At 69.0% G+C, this 15,371-nt stretch carries 13 protein-coding genes; 9 read left to right on the forward strand and 4 right to left on the reverse strand.

The window, feature by feature from the left end; genetic code table 11:
• Window positions 1-23: 23 nt before the first annotated feature.
• From C1I97_RS01430 to C1I97_RS01440, 3 genes are all read right to left on the reverse strand, one after another.
• A complete protein-coding gene (locus C1I97_RS01430; RefSeq protein ID WP_111001383.1) occupies window positions 24-953 on the reverse strand; it encodes a transporter substrate-binding domain-containing protein in 930 nt (309 codons plus the stop codon).
• A gap of 138 nt (window positions 954-1,091) precedes the next feature.
• Window positions 1,092-1,943 (reverse strand): fumarylacetoacetate hydrolase family protein, encoded by an 852-nt coding sequence (locus tag C1I97_RS01435; RefSeq protein ID WP_111001384.1) that lies wholly within the window; start codon window positions 1,941-1,943, stop codon window positions 1,092-1,094.
• Window positions 1,940-2,989, reverse strand: coding sequence for a cupin domain-containing protein (locus C1I97_RS01440; protein ID WP_220040764.1), 1,050 nt, complete (start codon window positions 2,987-2,989; stop codon window positions 1,940-1,942). The genes C1I97_RS01435 and C1I97_RS01440 overlap by 4 nt, the downstream gene beginning before the upstream one ends.
• A 157-nt stretch (window positions 2,990-3,146) precedes the next feature.
• Here C1I97_RS01440 and C1I97_RS01445 point away from each other — a divergent pair, with 157 nt between their 5' ends.
• From C1I97_RS01445 to C1I97_RS01480, 8 genes are all read left to right on the forward strand, one after another.
• Window positions 3,147-3,863, forward strand: coding sequence for an IclR family transcriptional regulator (locus tag C1I97_RS01445; RefSeq protein WP_220040765.1), 717 nt, complete (start codon window positions 3,147-3,149; stop codon window positions 3,861-3,863).
• Window positions 3,864-4,092: 229 nt separating this feature from the next.
• A complete protein-coding gene (locus C1I97_RS01450; protein ID WP_111001387.1) occupies window positions 4,093-5,310 on the forward strand; it encodes an FAD-dependent monooxygenase in 1,218 nt (405 codons plus the stop codon).
• Window positions 5,311-5,421: 111 nt separating this feature from the next.
• Window positions 5,422-6,294, forward strand: coding sequence for an amino acid ABC transporter permease (locus tag C1I97_RS01455; RefSeq protein WP_181446509.1), 873 nt, complete (start codon window positions 5,422-5,424; stop codon window positions 6,292-6,294).
• The gene (locus tag C1I97_RS01460; RefSeq protein ID WP_111001389.1) at window positions 6,291-7,094 is read left to right on the forward strand and encodes an amino acid ABC transporter ATP-binding protein; all 804 of its coding nucleotides are present in this window, start codon (window positions 6,291-6,293) and stop codon (window positions 7,092-7,094) included. Before C1I97_RS01455 ends, C1I97_RS01460 begins: the two co-directional genes overlap by 4 nt.
• A gap of 52 nt (window positions 7,095-7,146) precedes the next feature.
• Complete coding sequence (locus C1I97_RS01465) at window positions 7,147-8,376, forward strand: CaiB/BaiF CoA transferase family protein (protein ID WP_111001390.1); 1,230 nt, start codon at window positions 7,147-7,149, stop codon at window positions 8,374-8,376.
• Window positions 8,373-9,239 (forward strand): citryl-CoA lyase, encoded by an 867-nt coding sequence (locus tag C1I97_RS01470; RefSeq protein WP_111001391.1) that lies wholly within the window; start codon window positions 8,373-8,375, stop codon window positions 9,237-9,239. The genes C1I97_RS01465 and C1I97_RS01470 overlap by 4 nt, the downstream gene beginning before the upstream one ends.
• Window positions 9,236-11,959, forward strand: a complete 2,724-nt coding sequence (gene acnA, locus C1I97_RS01475; RefSeq protein WP_258382368.1) for an aconitate hydratase AcnA — start codon at window positions 9,236-9,238, stop codon at window positions 11,957-11,959. Before C1I97_RS01470 ends, acnA begins: the two co-directional genes overlap by 4 nt.
• Window positions 11,960-11,995: 36 nt before the next feature.
• Complete coding sequence (locus tag C1I97_RS01480) at window positions 11,996-12,796, forward strand: IclR family transcriptional regulator (RefSeq protein ID WP_111001392.1); 801 nt, start codon at window positions 11,996-11,998, stop codon at window positions 12,794-12,796.
• Here the strand turns inward: C1I97_RS01480 and C1I97_RS01485 are convergent.
• Window positions 12,777-13,667, reverse strand: coding sequence for a LysR family transcriptional regulator (locus C1I97_RS01485; RefSeq protein WP_181446510.1), 891 nt, complete (start codon window positions 13,665-13,667; stop codon window positions 12,777-12,779). The two genes, C1I97_RS01480 and C1I97_RS01485, sit on opposite strands and share 20 nt — an antisense overlap.
• A gap of 117 nt (window positions 13,668-13,784) precedes the next feature.
• Here C1I97_RS01485 and mdlC point away from each other — a divergent pair, with 117 nt between their 5' ends.
• A complete protein-coding gene (gene mdlC, locus C1I97_RS01490; protein WP_111001394.1) occupies window positions 13,785-15,362 on the forward strand; it encodes a benzoylformate decarboxylase in 1,578 nt (525 codons plus the stop codon).
• Window positions 15,363-15,371: the final 9 nt, after the last annotated feature.

Genomic DNA, 15,371 nt, shown 5'->3' on the forward strand with positions numbered 1-15,371 from the left:
AGGAGTTCACGGCAGAGCCGGACTCAGGAGTTCACGGCAGGGTCGAGCTCGGTCTCCTTCTCGGTGAGGGCGTCGCCCTCACCGCCGTACTTCTTGAGGATGTTCTGGTATTCTCCGGACGCTATCACCTTGCGCAGCGTGTCCCGCAGCAGGTTCGCCAGCTCGGTGTCGTTCTTGTCGACGCAGATGGTCAGCACGGACCGGTCGATCGCCTTGTCGACGAAGTCGAAGGTGGAACCTCCGTTCGCGGTCTCGGCGACGTGCTTGAGCTGAATGCCGATGCCAACAAAGGCGTCGATCTTGCCGCTCTGGAGCTGCAGCAGCCCGTCCGCGCTCTTGTCGTACAGCTTCGGCTTGATGGGCTTGAGGCCCTTGCTCTCACACACGTTCTTCTGGAAGGCGTTGAGTGCCATGTGGCTGTTGCCGCCCCGGACGATGCCCACGGATTTGCCGCACAGGTCGGTGGCGTCCTTGATGCCGGCCGGGTTCCCCTTCTGGACGATCGGTGCGCTGGCGGTGCGGATGAATGGCACCATGTGCACCGATTCCTCCCGCTCCTTGGTCGGGGTCATCGCGCTCCAGGTGACATCCACACGGTGGGACTTCAGTGCCGAGACCTGGTTAGCCATGGGCGACTCGACGAACTCCACCCGCACGCCCAGGCGTGCGGCCATTGCATGGGCGAGGTCCGGGATGAGACCCGTCACCTCACTGCCGGGCTTCTCGGTCAGCGGGGAGGTCGAGGTCACGGTTCCTATCTTCAGGACACCCGAGTCTTTGACGGACGAGGGCAGACGCTCGTGCAGTGCGGGGTCGGTCGCCTTGTCGGTCGACGCGCCCGCGGCTTCGCTGCTTCCGCCGCAGCCGGTCGCAAGGAGGGCGCAGGCTGCGAGCAGAGCGCCAAGGGCAAGGTGAGAACGTGCGGTGGCACGACTCTTGGGGGCGGTGGTCATTGCGGTGGCTCCTCGCCGTCGAAGAAGTCCGTCGACTCTTGGTGGGTGTGGTGTCCTGTGTTCGTAGAAGGACCAGCGGGCACAGTGCCCCCGCCGGACCCTGAGGCCCGTGCCTGCCCGGGCGGGCCTTGGCCTGCGTCAGCGGGCCTTGACCTCCATCGTCAGCTCGCCTATCGCCGGGATGGTGAGGACCACCGTGTCCCCGGGCACGATGGGGCCCACGCCCTCCGGGGTGCCGGTGGCGATGATGTCGCCGGGCTGGAGGGTCATGACCTCGGAATAGGCGGCGATGAGCTTGGCGATGGACCAGATCAGGTAGGAGGTGTTCGACTTCTGCCGGAGCTCTCCGTTGACGGTGAGCCAGAAGTCCAGGTCCTCCGGGTCCTCCACCTCGTCGGCGGTCAGGATGTACGGGCCGATCGGGGTGAAGGTGTCCATGGACTTGCGGAACGAGCGGTCCTCGTCGCCGCGCAGTGTGATGTCCATCAGGGGCGTGTAGCCGAAGACGTAGTCCAGGGCATCCTCCTCCAACACACCCTTCGCCTCCCGGCCGATAACCGCGCCGATCTCCGCCTCATGGTCGAACCGCCGGTCCGGCCAGGGCAGTTCGATCGCTCCGTCCGGCCCCACAATGGAGGTCACCGCCTTCAGGAAGCCCTTGCGGACCTCGACGGTCAGGATCTTGCGGTCCTGGTAGACGCCCTTTTCGCCACCCATCTCCGCCTGGTGCTTGTGGTAGTTGACGGGAGCGGCGAACAGGTCGCGGGGCTGGGGCTGAGGGGCGCGGATCCTTGCGTCGGACAGCGGCGTGCCGCCGCCGGCGGCCGCGCGCCGTGCGGCCTCGCCCTTCACCTCGGGCCATGCCTCGATGAGGGCGTTCATCCGCTCCTTGGGCGCCGTGTGCTCGGAGACGAGGCCAGTGATGTCGACCAGGGTCTGGTCGTGTGCCTCGACCCCGAGACGGTAGTCATCGAATACGTAGAGCTTCACGCGCTCGCCTCCGTCCGCCCGAGGCCGAGCGCCTCGACAGCGGGCCTGTCTGTGTAGGAGAAGAGAAGGGCGTCCTCGCCCTCCGGGTTGTGATGGCTGTGCTCGCTCCAGAGCGGAACGGCGAAGGTGTCGCCCTTGGTCCATTCGTACCGCTCTCCGTCGATCACGGAGTGTCCCGAGCCGCGCACCACGTGATACACGGTTCCGTGGGTGTGGCGGTGGGACTTGGTGTCGACCCTCGGGCGGATGAGCTGCAGGTAGGCCGCGATGTTCGTCATCACCGGCCCGTCGGTGCGGGGGTTGCGGTACTCGACGACAATGTCGTCGTACGGGTCGCCTGGGAGGGCGCGCAGGTGGTCGATGGCTTCGAGAGCGTCCCTGAGCTTGAACATCAGCGGCTGGGCGACGTCGGCCGGTGCCGCGTCCCAGGCGGGCGCGACGGTCCCGTTGAGGAGTTGCTCCGGCACCGGCCGCTGCACCGGCTGCAGGGTTTCGGTCTCCTGGATGGTGTAGAGGCTGAGCTTGTTCACCAGGGGTGAGTCCAGGCCGTCCAGCCAGATCATCGGACCCTCGCCGGTGTGACCGTGCTCGTGCCAGTGGCCGCCCGGCGTCAGGAGGAAGTCGCCCTCCTCCATGGGCACACGCTGCCCGTTGACCACGGTGTAAGCGCCTTCGCCTTCGATGATGAAGCGCAGGGCGGACGGAGTGTGGCGGTGCGGCGGCGCGATCTCTCCCGGCAGCACGAGCTGCAGGGCCGCCCAGAGGCTGTCCGTGGCGGCGGTGCGCTGCCCCGGCGGGCAGCCGGGGTTGCGGAAGCCGAGGACGCGGCGCGCGGCGTCCTCCATGGAGACGATCTCGCCAGCCTTCATGAGGTGGTCCCTGGCGTCGGCGTATCGCCACAGGTGAGGACGCATGGTGGTGCTGGGCTTCTCGCCGATTCCCCCCATGAGCTGCCAGAGGGGAGAGAGGTGGTTCTCCTTCAGTTCGGTATAGAAGCGCTCCTCCGGCGTGGCCGGTGACTCCGGCCCAACGGTATGGGTTGTCACAACCACTCCAAGCATTCTGCGAAATGGCCTCGTGTTCTGGAGCGGAGAATTTCAGGCGCCTCGAGGTGTGTCAAGAGGGTGCCGCGTCCTCTATAAAGGTTCCATGTCGCCTTCTCAGGACACGTCCCCCGCCGCCCCGGCCTATCCCATCGGTTCCGTGGACAAGGCCCTGCGCCTTCTCCTCCTCGTGAGCGCGCGCCCCACTGGCGTGCGGGTGAACGAGGCCAGCGCCGAACTGGGTGTGGCCCCCTCCACGGCGCACCGCCTGCTTCAGATGATCACCCACCACGGCCTGGCGGTTCAGGACCCGGACACCAAGGCCTACCTACCCGGGCCGGCCTTGTTGAAGATCGGCAATTCCCGCGAACAGTGTGTCGAACGCGCCCGCCCCGTGCTGCGCGACCTGGCCGACGAGACGCAGGAGACCGTGCACCTCTCCGTGCTCGAACAATCGTTCTCAGTCACCCTGTTCACCGCGGAAGGCCCCCACATGCTGCGCGTGGGCGACCGGTCCGGGCATGCGATTCCGGTATGGATGGGCGCCATGGGCCGCTGCCTGCTGTTCGACCACGACGACGCGGCCGTGCGGGAGCTGCTGCCAAGCGGCCTGAGAGGCCCTGGTGGCGCGCCCATGGCCGACGCGCTCATCGAACAGCTGCACTCCGACCGGGAGCACGGTTTCGCCCATCACGACGGGGTGGTCGAGCCGGGCGTGAGCGTCGCCGCGGTACCGGTGCGGGGAACGCTCGGCACGGTCGAGTACGCGATCGGCATGACCTATCCGACTTCTCGCGTCCCCGCTGAACTGCTGCCTTCTGCTGTGACGAAGCTGCAGGCCGCCTCCGCGGCGATCACCGCTTTGCTTCCCCGGTAGCGGGCCGCCTTCTCCCCGGCAGCAGGACCGCGGGGCCTTTCGGCGCCAACTCGGCTCCGGGGGCCCCTTTTCCTGTGCTCTCGCCTCAAGGACTTGCAGGTCTCCGCCAACTTCACCGTTGACGACACGGGCCGCCCATGCTTAGCTCAGTTGCAGAATCAGCTTCCACTATGCAGAACGACCCTGAAACGCTCGTCCGAGCCCGGGGCCGTGGACGAGGAGTGTGCAAGTGAGTGAGGACGCAGCGGCCATCGAGGTCGAGACCCTGGTCGTCGGCGGGGGAATCGCCGGTCTGGCGGCCGCCCTGGGCCTGGGCCGGGCGGGCAAGGCCGTCCATGTGCTTGAGCGCGCCGCGGAGTTCGGGGAGGTCGGCGCCGGCATCCAGCTCGCTCCCAACGCGATGGCGGTTCTGGACCGGCTGGGTGTCCTGGACGCCGTGATGAAGGACGCCGTCTTCCCGCAGCGCAAGCTGTACATGGACGCAGTCACCGGGCAGCGGATCGCGTCGATCGACCTGGGCCCGCGGTTCGTCGAGCACTACGGATACCCGTACATCGTCACCCACCGCGCCGACCTGCACGGTTGCCTGCTGCAGGCCTGCCAGGAGCAACCTTCGGTGACGCTGGAAACGAACCGGGGCGTCGAGTCCGTGCACAAGGTGACGGACGGCCGGGTGCGGGTGGTCTGCTCGGACGGCTCGACCTATCTGGCGAAGGCGCTGGTGGGCGCCGACGGGGTGCGCTCCGCGGTCCGGCCGTCCATCGTCCCCGACGAACTGGTTCCGTCGAAGTACGTCGCCTACCGCGGTACCGTGCCGATTGAGGTCGTGGGTGAGGAGGCCGCCGAGTCGCCGACAGTGCTCTGCTGGCTGGGGCCGGCGATGCACCTCATCCAGTACCCCTTGCGGGGCGGCAAGCTCTACAACAACGTCGCGGTCTTCCGTTCCGACCGTTACTCGCCGGACCACGACGACTGGGGCACCGAGGAAGAGCTCGATGAGCGTTTCGGCGCATGCTGTGACCATGTCCGCGCGGCGGGCCAGTACCTCAACCGGTCCATCCGCTGGCCGATGTACGACCGTGAGCCCGCGGACCGCTGGGTCGACGGCAATGTGGCCCTGATCGGGGACGCGGCCCACGCGATGCTGCAGTACCTGGCACAGGGCGGCGCGCAGTCGCTGGACGACGCCCTGGTCATGGCCGAGGAGTACGTCCGGGCCGACACTCCCGAGGACGCCTTCGTGCGCTACGAGGAGCGTCGTCTGGCACATGCCGGCAACGTGCAGCGACTGGCTCGTACGGCCGGTGAGCTGTTCCACTTCGAGGGCGTGGGACGCCACCTGCGCAACCACTTCTTCAAGGACCACGACCCCGAGGACTACACCCACCTCGACTGGATGTTCATGCCGGTCGACCGGGCGCCCGCGACGCGCAGCTACCCCGTCTGACCGCGCGCCTCCGTCGCCATGGACCGACCGCCCGACGCGAACCGGTCGGCCGCCGCGCCTTCGAGACCCCCCGATTCCGCATCCACTCCATCTCCGAAACGGGACACAGTCTTGAGCACACAAGTTCTCAAGTCGGTGCGGACACAGCCCGTGCCGCCTCGCAGCGAGTACAAACCGGTCCGGTCACCGGGCCAGATCGTCTTCGTCGTCGTCGGCCTCGTCGTCGCCGCCTGGATCCTCGCCCTGCTGGCAGACAACAAGAACATCGATTACGGGCTGATCGTCAAGAACATCTCCAACTCGATGATCCTGAAGGGCCTCCTCAAGACCTTCGAGCTGACCTTCGTCAGCATGGTGATCGGGACCGTGCTCGGCGTCGGCATCGCGATCGCCAAGATGTCCGGCAACCGCGTGCTGACGGCACTGGCGGAGTTCTACATCTGGTTCTTCCGCGGCGTTCCGCTGCTGGTCCAGATCATGATCTGGGGCAATTTCGCCCTTCTCTTCCCTCGGCTGGGCCTGGGTGTCCCGTTCACGGACGTCATGCTGTTCTCCGTGCCGACCAATTCGGCCATCACCGTGTTCACCGCCTCCGTCCTGGCACTGTCCCTGCACGAGGCGGCCTACATGGCGGAGGTCGTCCGGGGCGGCATCCAGGCTGTCGACAGCGGCCAGGAGGAAGCGGCCAAGGCCATCGGCATGACCCGTCGCCAGATCCTGCGGCGCGTCGTCCTCCCGCAGGCGCTCCGTACGATCATTCCGCCCACCGGCAACCAGCTCATCTCGCTGCTCAAGGCCAGCGCGATGGTGTCGGTGATCGCCGGCGGCGAGCTGATGACCGTGGCCAACGACATCGGCTCGGTCAGCTACAAGACCCTGGAGATGCTGACCGTCGCCACCTTCTGGTACCTGGTCATCGTCTCCGTCATGACCGTCCTGCAGCGCTACCTCGAGCGCCGCCTCGCGAAGGGAAGCCGTCGATGAGCTCCACCACCACGTCCGACGCCCTTCCCAGAACCGAAGAGCCGCTGCTCGTCATGCGGGACGTCCACAAGCGCTACGAGCAGAACCACGTTCTCAAGGGCATCGACCTGGAGGTCCGTGCGGGCGAGGTGGTGTGCCTGCTCGGCCCGTCCGGCTCGGGCAAGTCCACCGTCCTGCGGTGCATCAACCAGCTCGAACTGGTCGACGAGGGATCGATCACCTACGAAGGCCAGTACATCGGCGTCAAGAAGACCAAGGGCGGCTGGAAGGCTCTCAAGGAGTCCGAACGTGCCGCTCAGCGGAGAGACATCGGTATGGTCTTCCAGCGCTTCAACCTCTTCCCCCACATGACCGTTCTGGAGAACGTGGTCGAAGGACCGGTGCGGGTTAAGAGGACGGCGCCCGACGAGGCCCGCCGGATCGCGGTCGACGTCCTGCAGCGTGTGGGAATGGACGGTTTCCAGGACCGCTACCCGTCCCAGCTTTCGGGCGGTCAGCAGCAGCGGGTGGCCATCGCACGGGCACTCGCCATGGACCCGCCGCTCATGCTGTGCGACGAGCCCACTTCCGCGCTCGACCCCGAGCTGGTCGGCGAAGTCCTCGACGTCCTGAAGAAGCTGGCCCACACAGGCCGCGCCATGATGGTCGTCACCCACGAGATCGGCTTCGCCCGCGAGGTCGCCGACCGCATCGTCTTCATGGCCGACGGCGTCATCGTCGAGAGCGGTCCCGCCGACCAGGTGATCGGCTCACCGCGTGAGGAGCGGACTCGTCAGTTCCTCTCGGCCGTCATCCACTGACGACCCGGGCCAGCACCAGAACCAACCATGCTTTGTGAGGAGTTGATCAGTCATGGCCGAAGGGCTGCTCGCCGGCGTCACGGTACTTGACATGACGAACGTCCTGGCCGGTCCCTTCGCCGGTTATCAGCTGGCTCTGATGGGGGCCGACGTCATCAAGGTCGAGGTGCCCGGGACAGGTGACCTCGCCCGCCAGCTCGGCGCCGATCCGGACCTGAGCCGGGAGAACCTGGGTGTCTCCTTCCTCGCGCAGAACGCGGGCAAGCGCTCGGTCACCGTGAACCTCAAGAGCGAGGCCGGAAAGGAGGTCTTCACCCGCCTGCTCGACCGGGCGGACGTCCTGCTTGAGAACTTCCGCCCCGGTGTGCTTGAGCGTCTCGGCTTCGGCAGGCAGCGGCTCCACGAGCTGAAGCCCGGTCTGGTCTACTGCGCCGTCTCCGGCTTCGGGGCGACCGGGCCCCTGGCCCAGCGTCCGGCCTACGACCAGGTCATCCAGGGCATGTCCGGGATCATGAGCATCACCGGGACACCGGAATCCGCCCCCCTGCGGGTCGGGTTCCCGGTCTGCGACAGCTTCGGCGGGCTGGCCGCGGCGTTCGCGGTCGCCTCCGCACTGCTGCGGCAGCGCCGTACGGGAGAAGGTGCCTACCTCGACGTCTCCATGCTCGACGCCGCACTGACGGCAATGGGCTGGGTCGTCTCGGACCATCTCGTCGCGGGCCGGGAGCCTGGGCCGATGGGCAACGAGAACGTCACGTCAGCCCCCTCAGGGACGTTCCGGACGGCGGACGGCGCCCTCAACATCGCGGCCAACAAGCAGGAACAGTTCGAGACCTTGTGCCGGGTCCTGGAGAGGGAGGAACTCCGCACCGACCCGCGGTTCGCTACCAGGGACGACCGTAAGCGCAACCGGCACGCCCTCCGCGCCGAACTGGAGATCACGCTCAAGAGCCGCACCGCCCAGGAATGGGACGAGATCCTGCTGCCCACCGGTGTGCCCGCCGCCCCGGTCGTCACCGTGCCCCAGGCGCTGCGCTCCGCGCAAATCGCCCACCGGGGTCTGGTCACCGAGCTCCCCCTGCCGCAGGCCGGCACAGAGGCCGACGAGCAGGCCCGCCAGGACCCGCTCAGGGTCGTCGGCCTGCCGACGCAGATCGACGGTGCCGCAGTCCGGCCGGCCGGACCACCTCCCCTGCTCGGCGAGCACACCGCCGAGGTGCTGCGCGACCTCGGCTACGACGACGCGGGCATCGCCCGGCTCCGCGAGGAGAGGGCCGTATGAACGACGCACGCGCGACCGCCCGGGCCGCGGTCGACAGCCGGGCGGTGACCGACTGGTGGTCGACCTCCGTGTCCGACATCGAGCCGGGTGTCGTCCGCCTACGCGGCTACCCGGTCGAGTCGCTGATCGGCGAGGTCTCCTTCGCCGAAATGATCTGGCTGATGCTCCGCGGCGAGCTGCCCGCTCCCCACCAGGCTCGGCTTCTCGAAATGACGCTGGTGGCCGCGGTCGACCACGGCCCGCAGGCCCCGTCCATCGCCGCCGCCCGGATGGCGGCGACCTGCGGTGTCGGGCTGAACGGCGCGGTGGCCACCGGTGTCAACCTCCTCGGTGACGTGCACGGTGGTGCCGGCCAGCAGTGCCTGGAGATCCTGGTGTCACTGCGGCGGTCCTGCGACAGCGGCCGTACCAGCGTCCCCGAGGCGGTGGCGGAACTTCTCGCCGAGTACAAGGCGGCCGGCCGCTTCGTGCCGGGCTTCGGCCACCGCTTCCATCCGCGCGACCCCCGCCGGGACCCCCTCCTCGAGGCCGTACGGGCCGAGGCGGACGCGGGTACGGTGGACGGCGGCCACCTGGAGGTCGCGCTGGAGCTGGAGGCACAACTCGCCACCGGACGGCCCCGCCCCGTCCCGATGAACATCGACGGAGCGACCGCTGTCGTCCACGCGGAGCTGGGCTTCGAACCCGAGCTCGCCCGCGGTCTGTTCGTCCTCTCCCGCTCGGTCGGTATCCTCGCGCACGCCTGGGAGGAACACGGCGCCGGACGCCGTATCAAGGGCCCAATCCCGCCGCCGCTGCTGCCCACGTACACAGGCCCTGCGCCACGTGAACCGAAGTCCACCTCCAGGGAGCGGCACAAGTGAACGCTGACACCCGAACCGTCGGCCCGGTCGTGGACACCACCACTCTGCGCAGGCCGCTCCCCGGCCACCCGGAGGTGGACTTCGTCTCCCTGCCCGCCGCGCAGGAGGCCGGAGCCGGTCCGCTGAGCAAGCTGCCCTACTCGTCGCGGATCCTGGCGGAGCACATCCTGCGGACCGAGTCCCCCGCCGAAGCACGGGAACAACTACGCCACCTCGTCGCCGCCGCGACGGACATCACCACCCTGCCGGGCACCGTCGCGCTGCGCCCCCAGCGGGTGCTGTTGCAGGACGCCTCCGGCATACCGGTCCTCGCGGACCTTGTCGTCCTGCGAGAGACCGTCGCCGCGGCGGGAGGCGATCCGGCCCTGGTCGCACCCCGCATCGGCATGGACCTGGTGGTTGACCACGCACTGGAGGTCGACGAGTACGGTCATGCCGGCGCCGCCGCGCGGAATCTGCGGCTCGAGCGGGAACGGCATGCCGACCGGTACCAATTCCTCGACCAGGTCGCCGAACGGATTCCCCGCCTGCGGGTCGTCCCGCCCGGGCTCGGCATCTGCCATCAGCTCAATCTCGAGGTATTGGCGCAAGTGGTGTGCCTCGGCGAGCCGGCGAACGGGCGCCGGCTCGCCGGATTCGACTCCGTGCTCGGCACCGACAGCCACACCACCATGATCAACGCGCTGGGCGTGGCGGGCTGGGGCGTCGGGGGCATCGAGGCCACCGCCGCCGTGCTGGGTCAGCCGGTCACGTTCCCCGCCCCGCAGGTGGTGGGCGTACGTCTGTCGGGCCGGCTCGGTGAGGGGGCGCTCGCCACCGATATCGCGCTCCGCCTGGCCGAGATGCTACGCGCGATCGGCGTCGTGGGCCGTGTTGTAGAGTTCACCGGCCCCGCGGTCGGAACCCTCACCGTGGGCGACCGGGCGACCATCGCCAACATGGCGCCGGAATACGGTGCCACCATGGCGTTTTTTCCGTCCGACCGCGCGACCCTGGCCTACCTCCGCGCGACCGGACGCCCCGAGCAACATGTCGCCTTGGCCGAGGCGTTCCTTACCGCGCAGGGCATGCTCGCCACGCCCGGCGCTCCGGAGCCGCGGTTCGCCACAACCGTCGACCTGGACCTGAGCTCGGTGGGCCGTTCCATGGCCGGCCCGGCCCGGCCCCATCAGCGGCTCCGCCTGGACCAGGTGCCGGCCGGTACGGGATCCCCGCGGACGGACGCAGCCAGGGCCCGCACGCGGCTGCGCGACGGCGACATCGTGATCGCCGCGATCACCAGTTGCACCAACACGTCCAACCCCCGTGCCATGGCGGCCGCCGGGCTGCTGGCCCGCAACGCCGTGGCACGCGGAATGGCGGTGCCGCCATGGGTCAAGACCTCCCTGGCGCCCGGTTCGCACTCCGCTTCCCGCATGCTGGCCGGCACCGGGCTGCAGGAGGCCCTGGACCGGCTCGGCTTCCATGTGGTGGGGCACGGCTGCGCCACCTGCATGGGGAATTCCGGTCCCCTGTCCGGCGACACCGAGGAAGAGATCGTGGCACGGGACGTGGCCGTCGCCGCCGTCCTGTCCGGCAATCGGAACTTCCCCGGCCGCGTCCATCCCCGCGTGCCGGCAGCCTATCTGGCCTCACCACCGCTGGTGGTGGCCGCGGCGCTCGCCGGATCCGTCCTGGTCGACCTCGAGAGAGATCCTCTCGGATTCGACGCTGCCGGACGACCGGTCCACCTCCACGAACTGTGGCCCTCCGCCCAGGAGATCGACAGCCTCGTGGAAAGCCCCGTGGCGCGTGCGGCACTGGGCGCCGCCGCACGACTGCTGCCGGTCGCCCCACACGTCCCCACCGACTCCCCCCACTTCACCGAATCCCTGCACTCCGCCGACTCCACCGGTGAGAGGGGCCGCCTCTGGGGCGACGTGAGCGGCAGCATCCGTCGCCCGCCGTTCGCCGACCTGGCGGCCGCGGGATTCGGGCAGGTCGGCACGGTCCACGGCGACCTGCTCGGCGCCCGGCAGCTGCTCCTGCTGGGCGACGGTGTGACGACGGACGACATCTCCCCCGTCTCACGCATCGCCCCCGACTCCGCGGCCGGACGCTGGCTGCTCGAGCGCAACGTGGCTCCGGACCAGCTCGGCAGCTTCAGCAGCCGGCGCCTCAACCATGACGTCATGCTCCGCGGCGGTTTCGCCAACCACCGGCTGAACAACAGACTCACACCCGGTCACCCCGGTGGACTCACCCGCGTCTTCCCCGAGGGAAACATCGTCCCGGTGCACGAGGCCGCCGCCCGCTACCGTCGTCGGGGCGAGCCCGTCGTGGTCGTGGCGGGCGCGTCCTACGGGGCGGGCTCCGCACGTGACTGGGCGGCGAAGGTCACCCGTCTCCTGGGCGTGCGCGCCGTGCTCGCCGCGGGCTTCGAGAGGATCCACCGCACCAACCTCGTGGCCCTGGGCGTCCTTCCCCTGCAGATCGACCCGCAGACGGTCACGTCACTGAGCGGCTCCGAGACGCTCGATCTCATCGGCATGGACGCCGGTTCCGTCCCGGGCGGCACAGTAACGGTACGCATCCACCGGGGCAACGGTGTGGTGGACGAGGTGATCGCCCGAGCCCGGATCGACACACCCACGGAGGCCGGCTGGCTACGGTCCGGCGGCCTGATACCCGGCCTCGTCGCCGAGGCGGCAGACCGCCCCGCGAAGGACAGCCGGCCCTGACCCGCAGGACGGAACGTTCACCACAGGAGTGAGTTGATGGCCCATCACGCAGTGGAACACGACGATGCCAAGCGGACCGTCCTCGGCCGCGCGTTCGAGATCCTGGACTGTCTTGCCGGCGGTCATGAGATGACGGTGGCGGGGATCTGCGCGGACACCGGGCTGCCTCCCGCGACCGTGCACCGGCTGCTGTCCGCTCTCGTGGAGTGGGAAGCCGCCGAGCGCGTGGCGCGCGGGCAATACCGCCTCGGGCCGCGTATCTGGCGGCTCGGCATCGGCGCCCCGCAACCGCGGCGGCTGCGGGAGCTCGCCCAGCCCTACCTCGTGGAATTGCACCTCGTGACGCGGGGCACCGCGTACCTCGGCGTGCGCGACGGAGCGAACGCGATGTTCGCCGACCGCATCACCCGGGTGAAATCCACGCCCGGCTCGTCCCGGGCGACCCGGAGGATGCCGCTGCAGGCAACCGGCTGCGGGCTGGTGCTGCTCGCCTACAGCGACGACGCCTGGGGGGAGTTGTGCGACGCGGCGGCGCACTCCGATCAGCTCGCCGCCACGCTGCCCGGCCTGCGGGGCCTCCTTGACGAGATCCGCCGTCAGGGCTTCGGTGTCTCCCGCGACGACGGCCTGCCCGGACGCACCTCGGTGGCAGCGCCGGTCTTCGGTGAAGACGGCGGCGTCGCCGCCAGTGTTGCGGTCTCGTTCCCCGAGACGCGGATCCCGGACCCGCGGACGGTTGTGCCGCGCGTGCTCGGCGCCGCACGTGCCATCAGCGCGGACCTGGCGCATCGGTACGGCCACGCCGCGTCTCCCGGTGTCACCGCAACGCTTCGATGAGCGACGTACGGAACCAGTCGAACTCCGCGGAGGGCAGTTGCCGGCGGACCGTGTAGAGCGCCGACTCGCTGATCGGCACGTCGAACGGAAGCTTGAACTTCCGTAGCAGGCCGTTGGACTCGAAGCGCTGCGCCACGATCTCGGGTGCGAACGACAGCAGCTCGGTGTCGGCCAGGACGGCCGGCAGCCCGGGGAACGACGGCACGACGACCGAGACCGACCGGGCGATCCCGAGCTCACTGATCCGCAGGTCGTAGGAGCGATGGCCGGTTTCCGCGGCCACGCCGACGTGCTTCTCCGCCTCGAATTCCGCGAGGGTGGGGGCAGCGCTGATCCGGGGGTGGTCGGGGGCGCAGACGCCGACGTAGGCCTGGGTGAACAGCGGTTCGCGCAGCAGGTCGGGGGCGTCGATCCGGGTGGCGCAGATGACCGCGTCGGCCTGTCCGGACCGTAGCTCCTGGACCACGGTCGAGATGGTCAGCGCTCCAACATCGATCACCACCTGCGGCGCCTCGGCCCGGATCCGGTGCAGGATCCGCGGCAGAAGCCCGGTCACCCCCACATCGGTCAGGCGCAGGCGGAAGGTCCTCGTCGAGTTCTCGGGCCGGAAGCGGGACGCATGAGACATCACGTCGTCCATGGACTCGATGAGCTGCCGCAGCCGGGGGTAGAGGTCCTCGGCGACGGCGGTCGGTTCCAGCCGGTGTCCGCGCCGCAGGAACAACGGGTCATTGAACAGGTTCCTCAGCCGCCGCAGGGCGTAGCTCACCGACGGCTGACTGATGTACATGCGCTCGGCTGTGGCGGTGACGCTGGCGGTCTCATAGATGAGCACGAAGGCGCGGACCATCCCGAGGTCGTAGCTGGCCATGGCATGCAACATAGATGTCATCTATGCAGGGTTCAAGATTTCGTTGTTGGGCCGGATATGACGCGCTCTTAACCTTGCCGAAACGAGGCGCACCAGGCCCGTGTGAGAGGGAGATCAATGACGACCATTCGGGACGCGGCGTTCAGTCTGCTCCGCCGTCACGGCATGACCATGATGTTCGGTAACCCGGGCTCGAACGAGCTGCGCTTCCTCCAGGACTTCCCGAGCGACTTCCGCTACATCCTCGGTCTGCACGAAGGCGCCGTGATGGCGATGGCCGACGGCTACGCCCAGGCGAGCGGCCGGGCGCCCCTGGTGAGTCTGCACTCGGCTGCCGGCACGGGCAGTTCGATGGGCGTGCTGTCCAACACTGTCTATTCGAAGTCGCCGGTCGTGGTGCTGTCCGGGCAGCAGGTGCGGGACACGGTCGGCCAGGAGGTCATGGTCGCGAGTCATGACGCCGCCCAGTTGCCGAGGCCGCTGTCGAAGTGGAGCACCGAGCCGCTCAGTTCCGGCGATGTCGTCCGGTCCCTCGCCCAGGCGATTCACCTCGCCAACCTCGCTCCGAAGGGCCCAACTCACATCTCTGTTCCCTACGACGACTGGGACCAGGACGCCGGCGAGAACCCCGACTTCGTCGTCCGGCGCGCCGTCACCGACGCGACGGCGCTCGCCGACCGGCACCTCGCCGAGATCACCGCGAGTCTCGACGCCGCCCGCAGTCCGGTGCTCGTCCTTGGGCCGGAGGTCGACGCGCGACATGCCAACGGTGACGCCGTGCGGCTGGCCGAGCGTCTTGGCGCGCCGGTCTGGATCGCGCCGTCCCCGGCGCGCTGCCCGTTCCCCACGACGCACCCACTGTTCCAGGGCGTCCTGCCGGCGAACGTCACCGGGATCGCGAAACTGCTGGCCGGCCACGACGTGGTGCTCGTCCTCGGCGCTCCGGTGTTCCGGTACCACCACCAGCACCCGGGCCGGTATCTGGCCGACAGTTCGCGGCTGATCCACATCTCGGACGACCCGTCGGAGGTGACCCGCGCACCGTTCGGGGACGCCTACCTGGCCCCGGTCGACGATGCCGTGGCCCGCCTCGCCGACTCGGTCGCACCCCGGAGCACGCCTCCTCCGACGCGCGCCGACCGCACCGCCGGGCTCGACTGCCCGGACCGCATGCACCCGGACACGGTGTTCCGCACGATCTCCGCGCTGGCCCCCGAAGACGCGATCCACGTGGTCGAATCCACGTCGACGGCAGAAGCGTTCTGGTCCAACGTCGCGATACGGCACCAGGGCTCGTTCTACTCGGCGGCCGCCGGCGGCCTCGGGTTCGGGCTGCCGGCTGCTGTCGGTGTGCAGCTCGCACAGCCCGGACGACACGTGGTCGCGTCCATCGGCGACGGCTCAGCGAACTTCGGGCTGGTCGGTCTGTGGACGGCGGCCCGGTACCGGATTCCGGTCACCTTCGTCATCCTCCGGAACGGCACGTACGGTGCCCTCGAGGGATTCGGACGACGGCTTTCAGCCACCGGACTCCCCGGCTTCGAGCTGCCCGACATCGACTTCGTCAGGCTCGCGAACGGCTACGGCGTCGCGGCCGAGTCCGTCTCCACGGAGGCGGACTTCCGCGACGCGCTGACGAAGGCGTTCGCCGCCGATGAGCCGGTGCTCATCGAAGCCCAGACGTTCTACGCGTAGAGAGGCCTC

It is taken from the genome of Streptomyces sp. NTH33, assembly GCF_003236365.1.
Taxonomy (GTDB): Bacteria; Actinomycetota; Actinomycetes; order Streptomycetales; family Streptomycetaceae; genus Streptomyces.

Coding starts and splice junctions, on each gene's coding strand:
- C1I97_RS01485 (WP_181446510.1), bottom strand. CDS start 13,667: ATGGCCAGCTACGACCTCGGGATGGTCCGCGCCTTCGTGCTCATCTAT.
- C1I97_RS01430 (WP_111001383.1), bottom strand. CDS start 953: ATGACCACCGCCCCCAAGAGTCGTGCCACCGCACGTTCTCACCTTGCC.
- C1I97_RS01480 (WP_111001392.1), top strand. CDS start 11,996: ATGGCCCATCACGCAGTGGAACACGACGATGCCAAGCGGACCGTCCTC.
- C1I97_RS01470 (WP_111001391.1), top strand. CDS start 8,373: ATGAACGACGCACGCGCGACCGCCCGGGCCGCGGTCGACAGCCGGGCG.
- mdlC (WP_111001394.1), top strand. CDS start 13,785: ATGACGACCATTCGGGACGCGGCGTTCAGTCTGCTCCGCCGTCACGGC.
- C1I97_RS01465 (WP_111001390.1), top strand. CDS start 7,147: ATGGCCGAAGGGCTGCTCGCCGGCGTCACGGTACTTGACATGACGAAC.
- C1I97_RS01460 (WP_111001389.1), top strand. CDS start 6,291: ATGAGCTCCACCACCACGTCCGACGCCCTTCCCAGAACCGAAGAGCCG.